Consider the following 20,783-nt stretch of genomic DNA (forward strand, 5'->3'; position numbering starts at 1 on the left):
TTCAACCATTGATGACGATAATTCAACAGTCCCAAAAAGCTATGATGAATTAGAACAATTCCGTCGCCAAGAAGTGCCACTCCATCGTAAGAACACTTGCAATCTGTTTATCGACCCCGCTTCGCTTTCCGACCATGATTGGAAAAAGGAGTTTGCTTCACATCAATGGTTTTGCGAGGTATCTTATTCCCGATCCCTTTTTCAATCATGTCAATCGCTGTTCGATCCTTCGGGGCAATGAATGTAACCGCAACACCCGTTTCTCCTGCTCTTCCGGTCCTGCCAATACGATGGATGTAGCTCTCAACATCCTGTGGGACATCATAGTTAAAAATATGAGTGACTCCCTCGACGTCCAATCCCCGAGCTGCCACATCTGTCGCAATCAGTAGATGGACCTTCGCTTCACGGAATCGTTGCATGGCGTCCTCTCGCTTCGTTTGGGATAAACCACCATGTAGTTCATCTGTCAAATACCCTTGCGAAAGTAAATTCTCGTTCAGCTTGCTGACTCGACGTTTTGTTCGGCAAAAAATGATCGCCAAAAACGGCTGAAGCTCCTTTATCGTTTTACAAAGTGCCTGTTGCTTTTGTCGGTCGGTCGTTTCTACAACAAACTGCTCAATATCTTCGACGACCTTAGACTCTGCTTGCACTTGAATGGAGTGAGGATTATTCATATAGGTGCGTCCCAGCTCTTGTATCTCACTTGAAATCGTTGCGGAAAAAAGTGCAGTCTGCCGGGTGGTTGGTGTCACATCAATGATCGACTCCACCTCTTTTAAAAACCCGATATGCAACATTTGATCTGCTTCATCCAAAACAAGCATCGAAACGTTCGATAAATCAATCGTCCCTCTCCGAATATGGTCAAGCAGCCTCCCAGGTGTTCCGATCACAATCTGAATCGCACCGCTCAATCGTCGAATTTGCTGGTCGACATCCTGGCCGCCGTAAACGGCAAGAACGTTATCATCATCTGAAATCCGCTCTAAATCTGCTGTAATTTGAATTGCAAGCTCACGTGTCGGTGCAATGATCAGCGCTTGGACATGCGTACTCTCAGGATCTATTTTTTCAAGAATCGGCAGTAAAAAGGCAATGGTTTTCCCAGATCCAGTCTGTGCTTGTGCAATAACGTCCTTCCCCATGCGTAACAGCGGAATCGCTTCCTGCTGTATTTGTGTTGGTGCGGTAATTCTCTGTTTATGTAATTTTTCAATATGCCCCTGTTTTAAACCTAACGCTGTGAAATCCTTCAATTCGTTCACCTCACCCTTATTATAGCCTAGTCCAAGATTTATCAATATGTGTAATCAGAAAAACATCTGCCAAATGACCGGGAGATGCTTGCTTGAAATGAAAGTGCCAATAATTCAAATAGCAATCTGTTGGATAAGGGCGAAAATCCAGTGATGCAATCGAAGAATATGATAATAGTGAAAAAGGGTGGGATATAATGAATGATCATGATCGCCAAAAAATGAAGGAAATGGTAAAAAAAGCAGTTGATATGAATCGTGCACTTTTAGATGAATTGGATAGTCTGTTGAATGAAAACAAACTACTTGAAGATGAAAACAAAAGATGGCGGGATTATTTCGAATCGGGCTCGAATATTTATAAAAAGAATCAAGCAAACCATCCTAGATCATAGTTAAACAATGTGAAAAGACCTAGCCCGCAGGCTGGGTCTTCTGTGTATCGAAAAACAGTCTTTCTTGAATTCAGCAGAAACATTATAAAGAAAACTTGGCATGGCCAAGCCTTGGCGCAGGCTGAGCCTTATACTATAGAAAGTATTAATACTTTCTTAACGTGTAAAATAAAATTTTAAAATTCTTCATGTTTTCTTGTTGTTATGGGAAAAGTATATCCAGAGGTGATTGGTATGAGTCGGGAATCCAGGGTAATGTGGTTTGGATCCATTTTTGGAGGATTGATACTGCTTCTTTTCAGCGCTTTGGGGATCAATCAATTTTATAAGAATATCGATTTCAGCCAAAAAGCGGACGATGATTCAAAGCGTTCTCGCGATAAAAGGTGAATCCGTCTATTTAGTACACTCATTTTGCAATTGAGTTTAGAATAGCACTAGATTGAGTTTTAAAGTTTCATTTTCAAGCCTTCGTGTGTGGCATTAAAACCTAAATGTTCATAAAAATGCAAGGCTTCTTCCCGCTTTTTATCTGTTGTGAGTTGAACCAAGTGACACCCACGCACTCTCGCCCGTTGAATTGCCCAACGAATCAGTTGAGTTCCTACCCCTTTCCCACGTTCAGAAGATGATGTCCTTACTCCCTCAATTGTCGCTCTCCATCCGCCTTGATGTGTTATATAGGGTGTAAATGTAATTTGCTGCACACCGATAACTTCATTTCCATGACAAGCAACGACTAACTCATTGTTAGGGTCAGATGCTATAGCCTGATACGCTTTTAAGTAACATTCCGGGAGTGGTTGCTCGTAACGCTCTCTCTTATTTCCTAATTTATCATCAGCAAGCATTTCTACGATTCGCCCTAAATCATGTTCATTTGCTAACCTAAACGTTATTTTTGTCTCCAACAATAACATCTCCTCGTTAATTCAGTTCAATTTCTCATCTTCAACAATCCTGTTCCGGTAGTGAAAAAACTTTTACAAAAAACAGATTCCTATACTTTAGTACCAATTAGTTGAAAAAGAATTGGCTCATTTCTTTAAAGCATTAACGACCATGCAAGTACATACAGTTACAACACTAGCCAAAAATAAAAGAGAGTATGCAATAGCAGCAAAGTAGGACAATTCAACATTACTTCCTTTAGAACTAGAGAAAAAACCCACTACTAAAAAACCAATTATAAATACTACAATACCAAATAAAATATTCTTTAATTGTGATTTCATAGCAATTACACCTTCCAGAAATTCATTCTTTTACAAAATACCGCTTCACAAATAAATAGCTCGCTCTATGGTTGACCATTATCCTTCTTTCAATGGAAATTAAAAGCTAGTTGCCCTACTCCGTTTTTTGAAAAGCGACTTCGCCTCTGCACATTGTCAACAGAACTTCTTGTTTGCTTCCAATCAATACGAGATCCGCATCTTTTCCTGCCTCAATCGAGCCCTTTCGATCAAAAATCCCTAATTCTTTGGCAGGATTTTCTGATGTCATGGCTACAAGCTCCCCAATACTTGCGTCTGTCCATTGCTGCATATTCCGACGTCCTTCAGACAGCTTCAATACACTGCCGGCCAATGATCCATTCGAAAGTTCAGCCCGCCCATCTTCCACATGAACCGCTTGGCCCCCTAAATCATACGTGCCATTTTTCAAGCATTTTGCTCGCATCGAATCGGTGATTAATACGATTTTCCCGGAACCCTTTGACCGAAAAGCGAGCTTCGCCATTTCCGGATGTGCATGGATCCCATCCGCTATGATTTCCACCATCAGTTCATCCATGATCAGGGCTGCTCCTGCTGCACCAGGATCCCGATGATGTACTCCCGTCATCGCATTGTATAAATGGGTAACATGAGACAACCCGTGTTGAACAGCATGCTGAACCTCATCATAATCCGCACTCGTGTGACCCATCGAGGCGATCACACCGGTTTTAACTAAATGGCGAACGAGCGCGTGATCACGATCCAGCTCGGGTGCCAATGTGACTAATTTTATTAAATGATTAGAAAGACGCTGCCACTCATCAAACAGATCTATGTTTGGTTCAATGATATGCTCCTCTGGCTGTGCCCCTTTTTTCTCCTTATTGATAAAAGGACCTTCTAAATGAATCCCGACAATTTCTGCCTGGCCGGGTTTATTTTTTCCATCGACATATTCCGCCGTATTTTTTAAAGCAGCTTCAATATTCGATTTTGAACTCGTTAAGGTCGTCGCTAAAAAAGAGGTCGTCCCCTCTTCAGGCAAGAGTCTCGTCATCGTTTCAAGCGCGTCCGGTGTTGCATCCATCACATCACTTCCGCCTGCACCGTGGATATGGACATCAATCATGCCAGGGATGACCCATTCTCCTTTTTCACAATTAATAACGAGATCTGACTTTTCCAATGATGGGCATTCTTCCATGTCTCCGAGCTTGTAAATTCGTTCACCTTTTATCCAGACAAAGCCGTTTTCGATTACTGGTTCAGTTACAATACGAGCATTTGTCAGTACTGTGCTTTGCATATTACCACCCTATCAATTATGACTCCGATTCATTCTATCGTAATTATATCATTTTGGAGCTTTTGTATATCGAACGAGGATTTACTTTTTAACGTCAGTTTTTAAATTATAAATTGAACAGATCACATGCGCCGTATCTGTTCAATTTATAAAAGGCGACCCAAAGACAGATCGCCGCTCTATTTCCCAACTATTCAGAGAGTAACCCATTTAAGCCGCTACCAATTGGTTTGTGATATTCAGCCAAGTATGGATATTTGTTTTGGGCAAATAATCCTTAGTTATGCAGACTACCTTTTAGCCAAGCCCGCTGTCTGTATGGGCCTATTGGGATTTGGATCAGACTCGTTTTTCGTTGAGATTCCATCTTATATATCCTATCACATGCATTCACATCAAACCCGAGTAGCGGGTGACCTCCCATCCCGATCGCTGAAGCCGCTAACAGTAATCGTTGCACGAGCATCCCCGCCTCCATTTGTTGGATGCGATATCCTCTGTACCCCAAAGACTTTTTGTAGTGACCCTTATTCCCAGAAACGTGTAAGCAAAGCGGAACTTGAAACAAATTCACATTATCTAGAGACATCCCGTTTTGCAATGGAAGCCGTAAATCTCCAGACTGTATGAGTTGCAGTGAATGAGAAGCAACATCATAGTAATACGCACCATTCGGAATCCCTTCAACATTGTAAAAACTACCGTACAAAGAAACTCGCGATCCTTTTTTTAAATTTGCGCCGTCTAAATCATTCCGATAGGAGAAGGCAGACATGGCCTCCTGTAGTAGTGAAGCGAGTTGCGATTGACTTACCTTTTCTAACACAAAATTCATTTCAGGTGAAAACCGCTTTCGGCAAATCGCAGAAAGATCATACGATAACCGATTCATACGAGGTAATGCTAGTGACTGACTGTCATATGGACTACTCTCCTCCGACACAGATGGACAAAAGGATTCCGTTGATTCCAGCATGGACGCTTCATTCATCTTCGTTAACATCGGATATTCCAGAACGGTTCGAGACTTGACGTAATGGTCAGTATGAATCGTCGGCAGCTCTCGGGATAATTCGTCAGCATAAACAACCCCATCTGCAGAACTTACGTTTGTGCTAAATCCAGTCTCCACCGAAAGAGGGATGACCGCGTACACACTCTCCTCTTGTTCGGTCAGCCCAATCAGATGATTGACAGCCCGATCAAGAAATTGGAAATATACGCCGGAGTCGAAGCAAAACCGTTTCGACACTTCGAGCAACTGACCGATCAATACCCCAGCATCCAACCCTTGAAGACGGTACGAAAAGTTATTATATTTGTAAAAGTTTTTCCAGAACATTGTCGTGATAAACACCGTACCAAAACAAGCAGACATGTCAGAGCGATTACCGAGAGAACTGGCTATATAGCAATCAAAATCGCCTTCTCGTAACAAAACCAAGCGGTGGTGTGCCACATCATAATGGTAAACCCCAGTCGGTAATTCCTCCACCTTCAGATAAATGTACAATTCATTCGGATACAACCCCCCACCCGAAGGAACAAACCGCCGACAGGACTGTATAGATTCCGTCGCTTCGTCTGATGAATCCGCAGCAAATACCGTCTGCGAAAATTGATTAAGTCCGTATACGTGCCAGAGGAAATGTCCGATTCCGCGGAGGTCCAGCTTGTTAGGCTCCTCCTTCCCATCAAGTGAAAGCGGTACCTCAGCTGACAACGGGGTGACAGGTAAACCGCGGTAGAGCTTATACGTTAACGGTGCATCCTCCCAATCCACTTCCCAATCTGGAGGACTCACCTTGTTTATATCAAAATGCAGATTGTGCAAAAATTCCTCTAGACTCATCCTCCTACCTCCTGGTCACCGCTTATGGAAACGGATGCGGATATGGATTAAGCTGTTCAAATGTAATTGGTTTTTCCACATACCCAAGTTCTGACGGTACTTTCAACACCCGTTCCAGACCTGTCAAACGGGTGAGGTGATGCCCGAATGTCATCGGTAACATGCCTGGAATCAGCACTTTCACACAAGACAATCCGTTCCGGCTGATTTCCTGTGTTGTCTGGTCCACCACAATCACATCAAGATCCAATTCCCGAAATATGTGAAGAATGTCCCTAAGATCATCGGTCAAGTCTGTATGCTGCGACTGCCATTTGAACTCATCGCTGAACGTACGCAAAGGACGATCATCATCCAATAAAAACTTCAAGCGCTCTTCTACTTGCGGCAAGCCGTACAACATCCCGTGATCATCCATCTCTTTTACCAAGGAAGAATCATGGAGCATTTTCACAATCTCATCATGGTTCTCTTCAAATTTCTCGTCGAGGGTCAGCATCATCGCTGCCAATTCATGGAGTGAGCTTTTCACTGCCCGAATCGGGTCTAGATGAGCTCCAGCGGCACAGATGAGGTTCAATCCCTCTTCCTTCTGATTTTTAGCCATCGCCCAAACACTTGGAATTCCGTGTTCCATCGTCGAGTTAAACAGATGGATATCATACCCTCCAACCGCTCGGATACGGTCTACCATCAACTTCAATTCCTTGTCATCAGTGGAATAAGGATCAATTCGAGGGAGTGGCAGCCGGGCATACCACGTCATCAAGAACGAGTCACGCTCCACCACCTCCAAAAGGCCATAGAAAATCGCTTCCTCCAAACTACCGCCTAATGCGCATCCATTCGAGGTTTCATAAACAAATTCATGCCCGCAGCCCAAGCTGTAATACGCAAGGCGTTCTGGAACCAAAATTGGACGTTCTTGCGTAAAAGAATATCCCCATACCCAATCCGTTTTCTGATCGGGACTGAATGGTGTAAATGGAAAGCCTTCCCGAGTATACTGTTCTTTCTCATGCACCCCTACTGATACGGGATTCAGAGCCTGATCCATTAAGTTGCGGAAACTATCATGAACTACAGTACGTTTTCCACCGGGCGCAATCCCGCAAGACCGTTCCAACCCTTCTAAAATAGCTGTCATCTCACTATGTTCATATGAATGAGTCCGCCCTGCTACTCCTTCATCCGCGTTCATCAATGGGAGATTTACAATTACATCAGCAAACGGCGGCACTGAGTCGTGCATTTTACCGTTGAACAATCCAGTCCGATGATCAAGGTAGTCTTTCACAAGTACGTTTTTCAGGTCAGCCAATCGACGGCATCGGTAACTATCCGTACTGGCTTTCGGACTTGGATTAAGAGAAATTCGAGCCTCTTCCGCTGAGTCATCAGGTAACGGACTACATACCGGACACAACGAATCCGGTAAAATGAAATGGCAGGAACTCTCCAATGTTTGCAGGTTTACTAAAACCATCCTTCCTTCCGAGTTGGTCAAACTACCTTCCAAAGCCTTCTGCACCTCTGCCACTAGAAGGCAAGCTATCTGAAGTAATCCCGTATGTGATGCCCATACATCAGATGTTATTTCGTTGTTCTGCTTCCGTTCCTGTAGGATCTCCCACATCTCTTTTCGATCACGGCCTGCCTTGAGACGTCGCGTATCCGCACACTGGGAGCATCCAGGTACATCAGGAAGCACCATCGGCCCGATAACCCCTTCACCAAATGAAACGAAACCACGTATCCAGGGGATGCCTCGCGATCGTAATACTTCTTCTGCCTGTTGATGAACAGTTGGGAGCCATACATCATGTAACACTAAAACCAAATCAGCATTTTCAGGGACTCCCGCTTCAAAATCAGTGCAACGGACTATCTCGTACTTTGAGGACAATTTTTCACAAGCATAGTCCGCCAACATTCCCTTTCCGACAATCCCTACAACCGCAGTCACCGAGATGCCTCCTCTCGCAACAACACACCGAACACGCTAAGTATTTCCTTTTTTAACATCGGTTCGAGCATCAGCTCAAAAACCAGCAGCCGCTTTTGATTATTTTCTAAAACCTGAATGGCAGACCGTAAAATCTCAGTTTGTTCATGGTCTTTACACGCTCGGATGTCGATGCTTCGTTGTTCAGTTTGTTCTTGTGGAACCTGTGAAAACTCTAACGCCTTTCTCGTATCGTAATCCAATTCGTTTTGTGCCTTCAACAGTGCGTGCTGTAATGCATTCCGTAACGCCAATGTTTCGTTTAAACCAACACTGCCATACCAGTTATCATCCGAACCGACCCAAACGACTGGGAAACCAGAAACTTCTTCACCTAAGCCGATAATAGGAGCTCCATGTGTCTTGGTCAGCGCTTCCAAATAAAAACGGCAATGATCATCTTCGACCGAATTCACCTTTACCGGAGAAACAGTCGTCTTATGGTCGGCCTTTTTCTTGAAAACCTCAAACAAATACGTTTGCAGCCCGCGACAAACACCTTCCGCAAACGATTCACCCGCCCCGACACCGACAAATTCTTGAGGTTTTAACCCACGATCCTGATCAAACGGTGGGGGTGGAACGAACTGATCAATCATTTGTGTAACATACGTCTCAATTCCTATGAGCCCGGCTTCTCGCCGTGCCTGCTCATGCGTCAGTTCTGAACAAACATGCTTGGGTAGCAGATCGGCAGGTCCTTCTGACTTCGGATCGACTACCTGTACAAGGCACTGAGCTAGAGGCAATTGTTTTAGATCCCCCTCCTCCCAAATATGGAAAATCCCTGATACTGCCGATGTCAGTTGGCTGAAATATAGGAACAACGGATCCTTATTATTTTTGCCCACGGTCTGTGTTAGCCGTAGATTGATATCTTCAACCCATTCAGCAGAGGTTCGATCCGTTACAAAAGGATGCGACTTATAAGAATGCCATTTTCCTTCCAGGGTCTCAAGATTTAGAAGGAAGAAGCGATTCATTGAATCCAATTCGGTCACGCCGGTATTCCTTTTAAATAATTCAAAAACAATCACATTGGCTAGCATGGCTCCTGCTGGTGAGGAGCAGGAGTGTATATTCGTATCCCTGGAAAATACGGATCGGTGTATCGACCGCCATGCAGACTCCCAACAACCCTCTGATTCTGCATCTACGAGCGGACCCGCAAGACCTACATGGTCCAATAACATCGCGGGAATCAATCGCTTTTTCTCATCCCCACAAATCCTATTAAGGACTCGAAGCTGCTCTACATCCCCTACCTCCGACACATATAAAATCGAATCAAACGGCTGTATGGCCTCTCTCCAGGAACTCTCCACATCCTCTAGGAGATTGACCTCTTCTATCGCTGCTTCAGGAACGGTTCTACGAGTATGCTCTATCAACTCTTTTATCCGAAACCGGTTCGTCGACACAGAGTCCGTAACCAGAATATGGAATTTCGGTAACCCAGACTCAATCAACGCAGAAACTAATGAAACGAAAAAAGAACCAGAGCCGATCGCCAGCACTTTAGCCTGACGGTACATTTGAAAGCGGGAAGCCCCCGACTCGCCTAAACTGTCCAAAAATTCAATTTGAGAAGCATATTTTTCCAGAACCTGCTCCGACAGCTGATGTGGACGGTCTTGGCTAACATCCCGAACAAACCCGTTTCGATACAAAACTTCTGTAATTTCATATACTCGCTCACGGTATGGACCCGGCAATCCGTCGGTCAAATCCCCCAATGTACTCTCACCGTTAAACATCGGTATCAGCTTTTCAATCCACTGATCAATCGTACTGCCTTGCATACGGAACGAACTTGAATTGTTCCGAAAATACACACCACTGTTTGAATCAGGGAGAAAAAAAGTGTCCCTTTTCACTTTCGGACGCATGGAATGGGTCAAATTTTTCATTCCGCTCCTCCTTACGCGTTAGCTATCCCAAATCTACATTGTGTTTCACTTTAATAGCCTATGTTCCTAAATTTGTCTCTTATGTCTAATCTAATAGAAAAAGCCCCTGTACGAACGCATACAGGGGCCTCTGGAGACAACAACCGTTCTTGATTGAAGTACAAATCAAGAACCGCAACGGCTGCAATTACTGCATCGACTGCATCGACTGCAATTAGAGCAATTGTGACAACGGAAACAATTAAAGCAATTGAAGCAGCTAAAGAAGCAACTAAAGCACCGGAAACAATTGAAGCATCGGAAGCAATTAGAACAACGACCACCAAAACCACCACCAAAACCAATAACTTGTCGATCAGGATCGCCATCGTACGGGTTTTGGTCGCTGGGAACCAAATCGTCTGCATGAAAATCACCAACATTCAACGATTCGAGTTCCTTATGAAAATCATCCATTTACATAACCTCCTAATCTTTATTAGATCGATGTAAAGTCATTAAACAAATGAACATCATCAAAGTCACTAGAACAGGAGAATCAAATACTCTCCTCAACAAAATATGAATGATGCTTGGGTGTTGTTACTGATACAAATACCTATTACAATATCAATCCCGCAATCCTTATAAATTCATAGTCTCAAAGCAACTAAAAGAAGCACTGCTCAATGCAATGCTTCCGTCGTTATAATTTAAAATTAGCTTACTCATTAGAATTCATAAGCTTAAGTTGTACAGGCTAGTAATTTATTTCCCTCCGGATCGTAAAAATGGCATCCTTGCATCGATTCGCCAAACGGTTCGATTGGGTCCACCTTGACTCCTTTTTGCTTCAGTTCCTTTTGTGTCTTTTCAACATCGGTCGTTTCAAAAAAATAGACGGAATAAGGAAGTGGCTTAATCTCATCGACCATTGCTTTTAAAAGCACAAGCTTCGTTCCTTCCATTTTAAATTCTAAAAAACCATCTCCTTCTGCTTCAACCTCGAAATCAAACACATTTTTGTACCAATCTTTCGAGTGCTCGAAGTCTACCAAATGAATGAAGCACATATTGATTTTATTTTTCACCAATATACTAATCCCCTTTCAATCCTGATTCACTTTTAAGACGTACTATCTAGCAAAAAGGATACGAAAAATTTCAAACCACTTTTCAATGATAATAAAGCTACGCCAGCTACCCTTATCATTCCTTTAAAAGTATAAAAAAAGGAGAATACAAGACTTTTGTCAAAGCTTAGCAGGTGAGGTGAAAAGAGCAATGAATTTAGAAGAGAAATATCAACTTACTCTAGAAGAGTACGGTGATCAGATTAAAGGATACTGCTACAAACTGGCTGGGGTACCTTGGGATGGGGATGATCTCTATCAAGAAACACTCCTTAAAGCATATAAGACAGCAGGCCAATGGACTGAAGTGGAAAATCCCAAAGCTTATCTTTTTAAAATCGCAACCAACACATGGATTGACATATGCCGTAAGAAAAAGGTTCACATAGAGACATATGAAGATAACTTCTTAATCGATCCGGCACCGATTGATTTTACGATTATGGAAGCGTTAGAGGAACTCGTACACAAATTGCCGACCCGCCAAGCTTCTGTCATTTTGTTGATAGATGCTTTCGCATTTTCAATCAAGGACACAGCAAGCATGTTAAAAATGACAGCAGGTGCTGTGAAATCTGCCCTTCACCGCGCAAGGACAACCTTAAAAAGCGCCTATCAGAATAAGGAAAAATCAAAGGGAGACAATGCTGATTTAATCAGCCGTTTCCTTTCAGCTTTTAAAAGAGGTGAACCACACGAGATCGTCACGATTTATCACGAACTGGCTGATAGGGGCGTTACAGTAAATCGTACCCCTGGAATAAATGGCTATTATTTTGAATTTAAAGACCCTGACGGCAACATTTTGTCCGTTTTTCAAAAAAAGTAAAGAATGTGCGTATCCTTTTTGGAAAATTGTTCGTTATGGGATATGTAAGCATAAGAATTAAAGGGGGAAAACAAATGAAAATACGGATTGGCAGCATCTTTATACCTGTAACAGACTTGGAACGTTCAATTAAATGGTATGCCGAGCATTTGGGACTTCAATTAGTGAACCGGTGGGAAAACAATTCAGGAGCAGGGTTTTCCTTCGAACATGGTGATGCATTCCTCGGACTCGTTAACGTGGAACGGAGACAACCGACAGATTTCGAAGTATCAAAGGATAGCAGCTTCCGAAATTGTTATTACAACTTTGAACCGGAGGATGTTTATGCTATGCACACAAAACTGAAAGAAAACGATGTAGAAGTAACCGATGTCATAGACTACGGACCTATGGTTGGATTTGATTTTTTCGATCCGGATGGCAATTGCCTCAGTGCAGTCCGTGATAAGCAAGGCCAAGCCTATTACCGCGATTTCGATTAAGGGGGGAATTAGATGACAAAACAATTGGATTCTTTAAAATTCTCGTATCTGCATCATACACTTGTAGGCAGCCTAAAATCTTGTATCGATTATTTGAACATCGACGTTTCAGAAGAATGGTTATACGGAATGAGCAGTGTGGCATTCCTTATCGCGACAGATAAAAAGGTATCGACCGATGCAGTGGCATACGGGTATGATCCGGGGATGATTTTCCGTCTTGTAGAAAACGTCGGCATCCGTGTTCGCGGTATCCATCGAGCAGAAGATCCTGTCGACCGTGATGGACTCCTCTCCTCAGCATGGGATTATGCAAAACATGCGATCGACAACAATTATCCGTGCTTCAGCTTTGAACTGGAAGAAGGACATGAGCATGCGATCATCTTCGGCTATGACGGTAAAGGTTATTTATCCCATGGTTGGCACCACCGGGGAACGGAAAGCATTCCATGGAAAAAGCTTGGTCAACAAATGTGTCCGTGTGAACGCTGTCAAGAACAAAGAATGAACTCTGAAGAACAAGGAAATGCTCGTTTCATTGACTTACATTGGGTGGAACCTACCCCTAACAAGGTATCCGTTTTGGATGCGTTTCAACAGATGCTTTCCGTTTTGTTTCAAATCAATGATCACAGAAGTTGGGTGTACAAAGGTTGTGCTGTTGGATTAGCGGCTTATGACAACCTTATTGATACAGTAGATAAGGGAACAGTGATTGGTAAAAACCTTGGTTATAATCTTGATGTTTATAGTGAGGCTCGCCGCCGTGCTCCACTCTTCCTGAATGAGGTTACCATGCAAATTCCCGCTGTTCCGGCTGAACTGTCTGGACAGGCGATTGACGCTTATCAAACAGTTTCTGATCGATTAAAACACGCATCAGAATTGTACCCATGGAAACAACCATTTGAACCAATTGGCATCAATGAAGAAAGTCAAAAAGCGAGCCGATTGTTGAAGGAAGCTAAGGATGCAGAAGCAACCGGCCTTAATGCATTGAGGGAAATCTATGAAAAAATGCAGAAAGTCAGCTTGCACGAAACACACTTGTAAAGCGATTTTTCAATAGTTTTTATGGATTAGGCGGTTAAGGTTTACCGCCTATTATTTTTTGTGTGGTTGACTAATTCGAGGCAAGACTTCTCCATAGGTAAAATACAGCATACGCTTCCCAGCCTTTCCAGGGTTCGAATAGCTGCTGAATCTCTTCGAGGGGAGGCTTTTGGGATCTTCCTAATAGAAGCTTCAAAGCGTTTTGCAATCCTGCATCACCGATTGGAAACGCAGCAGGATTTCGTAAACACCTCATCAGTACATAATTTGCTGTCCACGGACCGATACCTCGGATTGATAATAACCATCGCTCGGCAGTCTTAAAATCTTTACATGAAAGGAGAGAATCCTTTGATAACTTCCCACTTTCCATAAGCTTGGCGATATCGATGATGTATTCCGCTTTTTTCCCGGTGAACTGCAGATTCTTAAGCTCCTCGACAGTTAAAGTTGAAATGTCTTGTGGTTTTGGAAACAACCAATATTTTCGGCCGTTCCATTCGACATGCTTCCCGAACGATTCAACAACACGCTTTTTCAAAGTATAAGCAAACTTTAAGTTCACCTGTTGTCCGACGACTGCCCAGCAAAGCGCCTCAAATAAATCAGGAACGCCGACAATCCGAAGCCCATGATAATCCTCCGTCAGCCCGGACAACATCGAGTCCCTTTCAGCCATCTGATAAAAGGGACTTAAGTCGGTTTGTAGGTCGAACCATTCGTTCACATAGCTTGCAACTTGCTCATAAGCTTCCTTACTCCCAAGCTTCCTATCAAGAAAACGGACTTGTAATGAATCCTCTTGTTCACTGATTTCGATGATGACAAGATTGCCTCCCATCTCGATCAGCTTCGTCACCTTTCCGTCTTCAACATGATGTAGGCATTCCAGAGGTGATCTTGTAAGATAAGTAAGGGTTTCTGAAAAGCTGAATTCCTTTGGTGTTGTTATCAATATACAGCCTTTCAGTTCATCAAAACTGAAAGCGGACGTGTCCTTTTTTTGTGTAATCATGATATCCCTCCAATTGAAGCAATGATTCCTTCACATTCAATCCGCCTCTGAATCCCGTCAGCGCACTGCTTTTCCCTATGACGCGATGGCATGGAATGACAATCGGAATGGGATTTGCGCCATTCGCCGTTCCAACCGCCCGGACTGCCTTCGGGTTATCCAAACCATCAGCCACATCGGAATAACTCCGCGTCTCACCAAACGGAATGTCGGTCAATGCCCGCCATACAGAGGTTTGAAATGAAGTACCCCGCATATCTAATGGGAGGTTGAATGTATTTCGCTTTCCATCACAATAATCCCGCAGCTGCGAAACATACTCTGATAGTCTTTCTTCATCCTCAATCAGCTCCGCATCCAGCACTTGCTTTTTCACCCAAGACTTCAACGTATCCATCGATTCGCTCGGCCAAGTGATTCTACATAAGCCTTTATTCGTAGCCGCCAAATACAGCGGCTGATTCTGGAAAAATGGATGTGTGAATTCCGTCCAGTAAACTTTCGGCATAGCCATCATTCCTAAACCTCCTTTTTATGAACTTTCCGGTATTCATTCGGCGTATAACCTTTCTCTTTTTTAAAAACGGAAGAAAAGTGCGAGGCGCTTCTGAACCCGACCATTGCAGCGATTTCAGCGATTGAATAATCCATTTGATCAAGAAATTGCTCCGCCTTCTCCATTCTAGTTCGAAGCAACTGATTTGAAGGTGTCATTCCGGTTGTTCTTTTAAAAACACGCTGTAAATGATATGGACTCATCTTTAACTCCTCAGCAAGTAGGTCAAGCGTCAGGTTTTCATCATATCTTTCTTGGATCAACTCGATGACTATGTTCGCCATCTTCGCATCAGGCCCATGCTGCTCTGGACTGTCCGGCTTACATCTTTTGCACGGTCGAAAACCAGCTTCACGAGCTGCCTCAATACTTCGGTAAACCATGACATTCTCCGGTTTTGGAATACGGGATCGACAAGAAGGCCTGCAAAAAATACCCGTCGACTTTATCCCAACATAATACACACCATCATATCGAGTATTTCGCTGTAAAATCGTCTCATAAACAGATTGAAAAATAGCATCATCGCTCATCATCCAGCCACCTCTCTTGCTCACATTATAAACCATGGAATGCCGTCTGATAATACAGAGCAAATAGGATAGCAAGAATTCGACAGTGTGCACACAAAGAAAACTCGGCGATTGCCGAGCCTTAAGGAGAAAGTAGAGTCGTAGTTGCCCTTATACTATAGAAAGTATTTATACTTTCTAAACGTGTAAAAAATAGCAGCCCGAATTTTCACCTTCAGCCCGCTCTTCGTAACACCAATATGAATATTAACTTTCCCTGATGTATTCAATAGCCTCTTTTATGATTTGGTTAAAATTCTCTGGATATTCGTGATCCAAATCCCTCACTACCTTAAATTGGTGGGCTATATTTTTTTCCTCTAAAAGCTTTGCAAATTTGCTTGAACCTTCAAAACAATCTTCATCCTTATCCCCGCAAAGAATGAAGCCTTTGATCCCTGCTTCGCTTAACTTATGTAACAAACCATCCCATTCATCAATCTCTGGCAGCCATGGTGCGACAAAAATAAATCCTTTAGCTGAAAGTCTGTCATTCAAAATGGAGTGAAGTGCAACGCTAGCTCCAGCAGAAAATCCGCCAACAATAACGGTTTCAGGATCGACGTTATTTTGTTCAAGTATCCGTTCATAATGCAGCTTTAACTCATTCGATCCCTTTTCCACATCATCCCAAACATAGCCATCCGAAAACTCGATTTGAGAAGATTGTGGTAACGCCAGAATATTGTTTTCAGATACAATCGAATTCCAATGCGCTTCCGTTATTTCACTATTTTCCTGATTTCCGTGTAACGCGATTATTAATGGTTGGTCGTCTAAGTCATTACTGCCTTTTAAAATTTTCAATTCGGGCTGTGTACCACTTTTAGCGCTCTCTTCTCTTTCCTTGCACAGCTTGATCATTTTTTGAAACTCATCATATTTATGAAGTGGTTTTAAGTCATCATCTTCAATCAAATAATCATATTCATACCAAAATCCGTTTTCTAATACAGCCTCATCTAGGATTTGCAATGCCTCTTGTTCAAGGCCTGATGCACTTGCTAATGAATATCTGAAGTTATAAATTTGTGCTTGATTCCCCTTAACCTTTTCGGCATTTTCAGTAATATATCGATAGGCTTTCAAGCTCCCATTTTTCTCGTAAAGTTCTAATGTTTTATTTAATAAACCTGCATACGTGATCTTATCCATATGTACCCCCTGTAATATAAGTGACTGACCATGTGTTAGAATGTTTCGTTACAGATGGAAATAGTATCTCAAGACTCAAAATACTCTTCAATTGCTTTCATAACGTTAAAAGGACCATCATTTTGGTTTGAAGGAATGGCAAGTTTCACACCTAGTTCTGGATAATAAGCTGAATGAAAACTCACTCCAGGATCGTAGCCCATTACGTGATACTTGAAAATCGAATCGTCGTGATTGTTGATCCATATACCATACCCGTAATTAACTCCTTCTTTTACATTCACATGTGGTGTCAAGAGCATTTCCGTACATTTTTCCCCCATTAATCGATTGTCAAACAATGCTTCCCATAGCTTGACCATATCCGGAGCGGTGATGTAGGCTCCTCCATCCGCGCCACCTTTAATAGGAATCGAGTAGTTATTCGTCCTCCATGTTCCGTCATCATTGCCGATGTAACCATAAGCTGTATTTTTGGGTAGTTGATCTAGAGAAAAATACCCAGAATCGCTCATACCGCATCTATTGAAAATATTGGTTTCGATATAATCGGTAACCGAAAGACCAGTTTTTTGTTCCACAATCAAGCCTAATACAATATACGCAGCATTATTATAATGAAACATCTCCCCAGGTTCGAACATCATTTTTCCGTTTTGGAATAACGGCAGAAAATCTCTTAAACTTTTTAACAGATACATAGGTGTCTGCTTCCATAGATCTTCGAAGTCATCCATGACCTCTTCATCAAAGTAGTCTGGAATTCCAGAGCTGTGAGTCAATAGATGATGGACGCTTACAGTTTCACTGAAATTCGGAAATTCTACATCTAGACAATCTTTAAGTCGAGAATCAAAAGACAATATGCCTTTTTCTACGAGCTGGCAAATTGCGATTGCGGTAAACAACTTACAGCCTGAAGCAATCCCAAAACGTGTATGTACTGTATTCAAGAGCTCTTCAGCTCGATTGGAATATCCTGATGTTGATTCCAAGATTACTTCATCCTTTTCCTTGACTAAAACAACGCCTGAAAAGTCTTCATTTTTCATGACATTTCCAATGTTTTCGACAACCTTTATATCTCGTTTCAACAAGTTCCTCACCCCGGTTTTGTGAATATTTTGAAATTCATCTATCAATTTCATATTATACCTTGCTTTCTCAAAAGTAAAACAGCCCTTTCCCGATAATTTGGAAAAAACAGTTTTCATAAACAAACCTCAAGCATGCGTTTTCGCCCCTATCAGAGCGGCTTCAAATTTAAAGCCGCTTTATTATTTTGGATAACTTCTTAAAATGTTCCCGGTATCTTTTCTATATTCATTCATTTTTTCTTTTCCAAATTAAAGGTTTATATGGTACATTATATCTAAATGATATATATCAAAAAGATATAAGGTGATTTTATGGCAAAAGAAACGCACACAAAGTACGCAATACTCGGGTTACTCACAACAGGCTGTCATACCGGTTATTCCATCAAACAGATGATTGACGGTAGCTTGAATCATTTTTGGAAAATTAGCTATGGCCAGATTTATCCTACTTTAAAAAATCTTGTTGATGAGGGATTAGCAACTGTCAAAGATACTACACAGGATGGCAAACCAGATAAGAAAGAGTATCATTTAACCCAAGATGGACATCGTGCACTTCAATCATGGCTCCAACTTCCGATAAACGGCATCCCTACCGAAAAGAACGAACTCCTGTTAAAGCTATTTTTCAGCCGCCACCAAAACAAAGATATAACAATCAATCACATCGATCAGTACTTAGAAAAACTCCAAGAACGCTACAACACATATGACTCTATTGAACAAATGATCATTGAAAACCTCTTAGATAAAGCCGATGCACAATTTTGGCTGATGACGTTGGATTACGGCAAACGAACAACACAAGCAGCCATCGAGTGGTGCAAAGATACCACGAAGAAGCTATCAGAATGATAAGGAGGAAGCCTTATGGGAAAAGAAATATTTACGGGGCGTTACACATCTGAACAAGAAGACGATGTTGTTGTATTCATCATTGGTATGCGAGTTAACAAACGGTGGGCAATCCACAAATGGTTGCCTGTCTTTACAGCAATGCCGCCAATGATTCGTGAGCTTTATACAAACAAGGAACACGGCTTTTTGTCTATGGAGATGTTTTTTGGTTTGCGTACAACGATAATGATTCAATATTGGCGATCGTCAGAAGATTTAATGGCTTACGCAAAAGGCCCGACACATTTAACCGCATGGAACAACTTCAATAAAAAGATCGGCAACAATGATTCAGTAGGAATTTATCACGAGACCTATGTCGTACCGAAAGGCAATTATGAATGTATTTACGGGAATATGCCCAAGTTCGGACTTGCAAAAGCAACAGGCCTGAAAAAAATTACGCCAGCAATTAAATCCGCACGTCAACGACTGAAGGCATAATTAAGAAATTAGCGCATTGTGGTGTTATCCCACAATGCGCTATTTTCTTTAAAACATTATCCGCTTTTCTTCTCTTGATCAACTAATAGAATTTCAGGATAACCGTAGCTTCCATGTTCGCTTATGTCCAAGCCGACAATTTCTTCTTCCTCCGTTACACGAAGTCCTTTCATCGACTTTTTTATGACGATCAATATCAGGTACGACATGATAAACGCATAAGCCCCAGACACTGTAACACCCATCAATTGAACTCCAAGTTGCGAAAAGCCGCCTCCATAAAATAATCCTGGAGATCCAACAGTCGCAAGTTCCGGGGTAGCGAATAGCCCTGTTGAAAGAGTTCCCCAAACTCCTGCAACACCGTGAACAGACAGTGCATAGATCGGATCATCGATTCGTCTCTTTTCAAAAAATTTCATACTGTAAAAAACACCTATTCCTGCAACAAGACCAATAACGAATGCTGCCCAAGTATCGACAAACGCACAGGATGCAGTGATGGCGACAAGACCTGCTAAAGCCCCATTCAACATGGTTGTAATCTCAGCCTTGCCTGAGATTGACCAAGAAATGATTAAAGCTGCCACAGCCCCAGCAGCTGCTGCTAAATTCGTATTCAAAGCTACGAATCCAAAAAAGCCATCACTGACTCCTAAAGTACTTCCGGCATTAAATCCGAACCAACCTATCCACAATATCAATACACCTAATGATGTATATACTTGATTATGTCCCGTAATACCGTTTACCGATCCATCTTTATTATATTTACCGACTCTCGGCTTTAACAATAAAGTTCCGGCAAGTGCTGCCATGGCACCTGTAAGATGAACAACGGTCGATCCGGCAAAATCTTGCTTCCCATGCTCGGATAACCATCCCCCACCCCATATCCAATGAGCAACAACAGGATAGACTAAAGCAGAGAATAACAGAGAAAATATTAAGTACACAGAGAGTTTAGCCCTTTCTGCAAATCCACCAAAGGCAATCGTTAATGAAATCCCCGCAAAGGCTAGCTGGAATAAGAAAAACACAGAAGTCGATAGTCCGATTCCATCAATTTCGTATCCGGAATAGAAAAAATGTGACATCCCGACTAAAAAGTTTCCGTTCTCACCAAAGATAAATCCATATCCTACCGCCCAAAAAACGATGGAGGATAAACCGAATGTGAAAATCGTCTTTCCGGCAATGTGTCCCGCATTTTTCATTCGTGTGGAACCTGCTTCGAGTAAGATGAAACCTCCAAGCATGAAAATGACTAAAACCGTCCCAATCATGACCCAGATACTGTTCATTAAAAATGTCGCATCCATCTTTGAATAAATGCTCCCTTCCCCTGTAAGTTTTAATCAACGTTATATAATCTAACACAGATTAATGATTATAAGTATTTTACCCGAAATAAATAAATAAATCAATTACATATGTTAGATAATCTAACATTATTTTTTCTCAAAGACTATTTCTTATTTAAATCGGTTTACCATCTCTCAAAAATCATGTCATGCTTGCGATTATCCACCGCTTTAAATAAATAACGGTTGACAAAGAAATTCAATAGAATTATAGTATCATTGTGAGCGCAAATGATAATGATTAT

The 20,783-nt window shown here is 42.1% G+C and carries 21 protein-coding genes; 6 read left to right on the forward strand and 15 right to left on the reverse strand.

What is annotated here, in order from left to right; all coding sequences use genetic code 11:
• Positions 1–107: 107 nt before the first annotated feature.
• Positions 108–1,271 carry a DEAD/DEAH box helicase gene (locus MOJ78_RS17720; protein ID WP_370529737.1) on the reverse strand — a complete coding sequence of 388 codons (1,164 nt, stop codon included), beginning with the start codon at positions 1,269–1,271 and terminating at the stop codon, positions 108–110.
• Between the two features lie 188 nt (positions 1,272–1,459).
• On the opposite strand from MOJ78_RS17720, the gene MOJ78_RS17725 reads away from it, so the two are divergent.
• Complete coding sequence (locus MOJ78_RS17725; RefSeq protein WP_304978652.1) at positions 1,460–1,657, forward strand: hypothetical protein; 198 nt, start codon at positions 1,460–1,462, stop codon at positions 1,655–1,657.
• Between the two features lie 449 nt (positions 1,658–2,106).
• Here the strand turns inward: MOJ78_RS17725 and MOJ78_RS17730 are convergent, their stop codons facing one another.
• The 8 genes from MOJ78_RS17730 to MOJ78_RS17765 all read right to left on the reverse strand — a co-directional run bounded on the left by MOJ78_RS17730 (position 2,107) and on the right by MOJ78_RS17765 (position 11,023).
• Positions 2,107–2,568 (reverse strand): GNAT family N-acetyltransferase, encoded by a 462-nt coding sequence (locus MOJ78_RS17730; protein ID WP_370529738.1) that lies wholly within the window; start codon positions 2,566–2,568, stop codon positions 2,107–2,109.
• Positions 2,569–2,694: 126 nt separating this feature from the next.
• On the reverse strand, positions 2,695–2,892 hold the full coding sequence (locus tag MOJ78_RS17735) for a hypothetical protein (protein WP_304978654.1): 198 nt from the start codon (positions 2,890–2,892) through the stop codon (positions 2,695–2,697).
• Between the two features lie 115 nt (positions 2,893–3,007).
• On the reverse strand, positions 3,008–4,186 hold the full coding sequence (nagA, locus tag MOJ78_RS17740; protein WP_304978655.1) for an N-acetylglucosamine-6-phosphate deacetylase: 1,179 nt from the start codon (positions 4,184–4,186) through the stop codon (positions 3,008–3,010).
• 277 nt (positions 4,187–4,463) lie between these two features.
• The gene (locus MOJ78_RS17745; RefSeq protein WP_304978656.1) at positions 4,464–6,038 is read right to left on the reverse strand and encodes a SagB family peptide dehydrogenase; all 1,575 of its coding nucleotides are present in this window, start codon (positions 6,036–6,038) and stop codon (positions 4,464–4,466) included.
• Positions 6,039–6,060: 22 nt separating this feature from the next.
• The gene (locus tag MOJ78_RS17750; protein ID WP_304978657.1) at positions 6,061–8,004 is read right to left on the reverse strand and encodes a TOMM precursor leader peptide-binding protein; all 1,944 of its coding nucleotides are present in this window, start codon (positions 8,002–8,004) and stop codon (positions 6,061–6,063) included.
• Positions 8,001–9,953: a putative thiazole-containing bacteriocin maturation protein gene (locus tag MOJ78_RS17755; RefSeq protein ID WP_304978658.1), complete on the reverse strand. Its 1,953-nt coding sequence runs from the start codon at positions 9,951–9,953 to the stop codon at positions 8,001–8,003. Before MOJ78_RS17755 ends, MOJ78_RS17750 begins: the two co-directional genes overlap by 4 nt.
• Before the next feature lie 165 nt (positions 9,954–10,118).
• Positions 10,119–10,409 (reverse strand): heterocycloanthracin/sonorensin family bacteriocin, encoded by a 291-nt coding sequence (locus tag MOJ78_RS17760; protein ID WP_304978659.1) that lies wholly within the window; start codon positions 10,407–10,409, stop codon positions 10,119–10,121.
• Between the two features lie 269 nt (positions 10,410–10,678).
• Positions 10,679–11,023 (reverse strand): VOC family protein, encoded by a 345-nt coding sequence (locus MOJ78_RS17765; RefSeq protein ID WP_304981301.1) that lies wholly within the window; start codon positions 11,021–11,023, stop codon positions 10,679–10,681.
• A 193-nt stretch (positions 11,024–11,216) separates the two neighbouring features.
• Here MOJ78_RS17765 and MOJ78_RS17770 point away from each other — a divergent pair, with 193 nt between their 5' ends.
• From MOJ78_RS17770 to MOJ78_RS17780, 3 genes are all read left to right on the forward strand, one after another.
• On the forward strand, positions 11,217–11,894 hold the full coding sequence (locus tag MOJ78_RS17770; protein ID WP_304978660.1) for an RNA polymerase sigma factor: 678 nt from the start codon (positions 11,217–11,219) through the stop codon (positions 11,892–11,894).
• 74 nt (positions 11,895–11,968) lie between these two features.
• Positions 11,969–12,379, forward strand: coding sequence for a VOC family protein (locus tag MOJ78_RS17775; protein ID WP_304978661.1), 411 nt, complete (start codon positions 11,969–11,971; stop codon positions 12,377–12,379).
• Between the two features lie 12 nt (positions 12,380–12,391).
• Positions 12,392–13,435 carry a hypothetical protein gene (locus tag MOJ78_RS17780; RefSeq protein WP_304978662.1) on the forward strand — a complete coding sequence of 348 codons (1,044 nt, stop codon included), beginning with the start codon at positions 12,392–12,394 and terminating at the stop codon, positions 13,433–13,435.
• Between the two features lie 70 nt (positions 13,436–13,505).
• Here MOJ78_RS17780 and MOJ78_RS17785 read toward each other — a convergent pair whose 3' ends face one another.
• The 5 genes from MOJ78_RS17785 to MOJ78_RS17805 form a co-directional block, all read right to left on the reverse strand.
• Positions 13,506–14,450 (reverse strand): DNA-3-methyladenine glycosylase family protein, encoded by a 945-nt coding sequence (locus MOJ78_RS17785; RefSeq protein WP_304978663.1) that lies wholly within the window; start codon positions 14,448–14,450, stop codon positions 13,506–13,508.
• The gene (locus MOJ78_RS17790; RefSeq protein ID WP_304978664.1) at positions 14,410–14,967 is read right to left on the reverse strand and encodes a methylated-DNA--[protein]-cysteine S-methyltransferase; all 558 of its coding nucleotides are present in this window, start codon (positions 14,965–14,967) and stop codon (positions 14,410–14,412) included. The genes MOJ78_RS17785 and MOJ78_RS17790 overlap by 41 nt, the downstream gene beginning before the upstream one ends.
• Positions 14,968–14,969: 2 nt before the next feature.
• Positions 14,970–15,539 carry a bifunctional transcriptional activator/DNA repair enzyme AdaA gene (locus tag MOJ78_RS17795; protein WP_304978665.1) on the reverse strand — a complete coding sequence of 190 codons (570 nt, stop codon included), beginning with the start codon at positions 15,537–15,539 and terminating at the stop codon, positions 14,970–14,972.
• A gap of 246 nt (positions 15,540–15,785) precedes the next feature.
• The gene (locus MOJ78_RS17800) at positions 15,786–16,733 is read right to left on the reverse strand and encodes an alpha/beta hydrolase (RefSeq protein ID WP_304978666.1); all 948 of its coding nucleotides are present in this window, start codon (positions 16,731–16,733) and stop codon (positions 15,786–15,788) included.
• Positions 16,734–16,801: 68 nt separating this feature from the next.
• The gene (locus MOJ78_RS17805; protein WP_370529739.1) at positions 16,802–17,830 is read right to left on the reverse strand and encodes a serine hydrolase domain-containing protein; all 1,029 of its coding nucleotides are present in this window, start codon (positions 17,828–17,830) and stop codon (positions 16,802–16,804) included.
• Between the two features lie 312 nt (positions 17,831–18,142).
• Here MOJ78_RS17805 and MOJ78_RS17810 point away from each other — a divergent pair, with 312 nt between their 5' ends.
• A complete protein-coding gene (locus tag MOJ78_RS17810) occupies positions 18,143–18,688 on the forward strand; it encodes a PadR family transcriptional regulator (protein WP_304978667.1) in 546 nt (181 codons plus the stop codon).
• 15 nt (positions 18,689–18,703) lie between these two features.
• Entirely contained in the window at positions 18,704–19,174 is a 471-nt protein-coding gene (locus MOJ78_RS17815; protein ID WP_304978668.1) for a DUF4188 domain-containing protein, read from the forward strand.
• 56 nt (positions 19,175–19,230) lie between these two features.
• Here the strand turns inward: MOJ78_RS17815 and MOJ78_RS17820 are convergent, their stop codons facing one another.
• On the reverse strand, positions 19,231–20,496 hold the full coding sequence (locus MOJ78_RS17820; RefSeq protein WP_304978669.1) for an ammonium transporter: 1,266 nt from the start codon (positions 20,494–20,496) through the stop codon (positions 19,231–19,233).
• Positions 20,497–20,783 lie beyond the last annotated feature (287 nt).

The sequence above is a fragment of the Alkalihalobacillus sp. AL-G genome, from assembly GCF_030643805.1.
Classification (GTDB): domain Bacteria; phylum Bacillota; class Bacilli; order Bacillales; family Fictibacillaceae; genus Pseudalkalibacillus.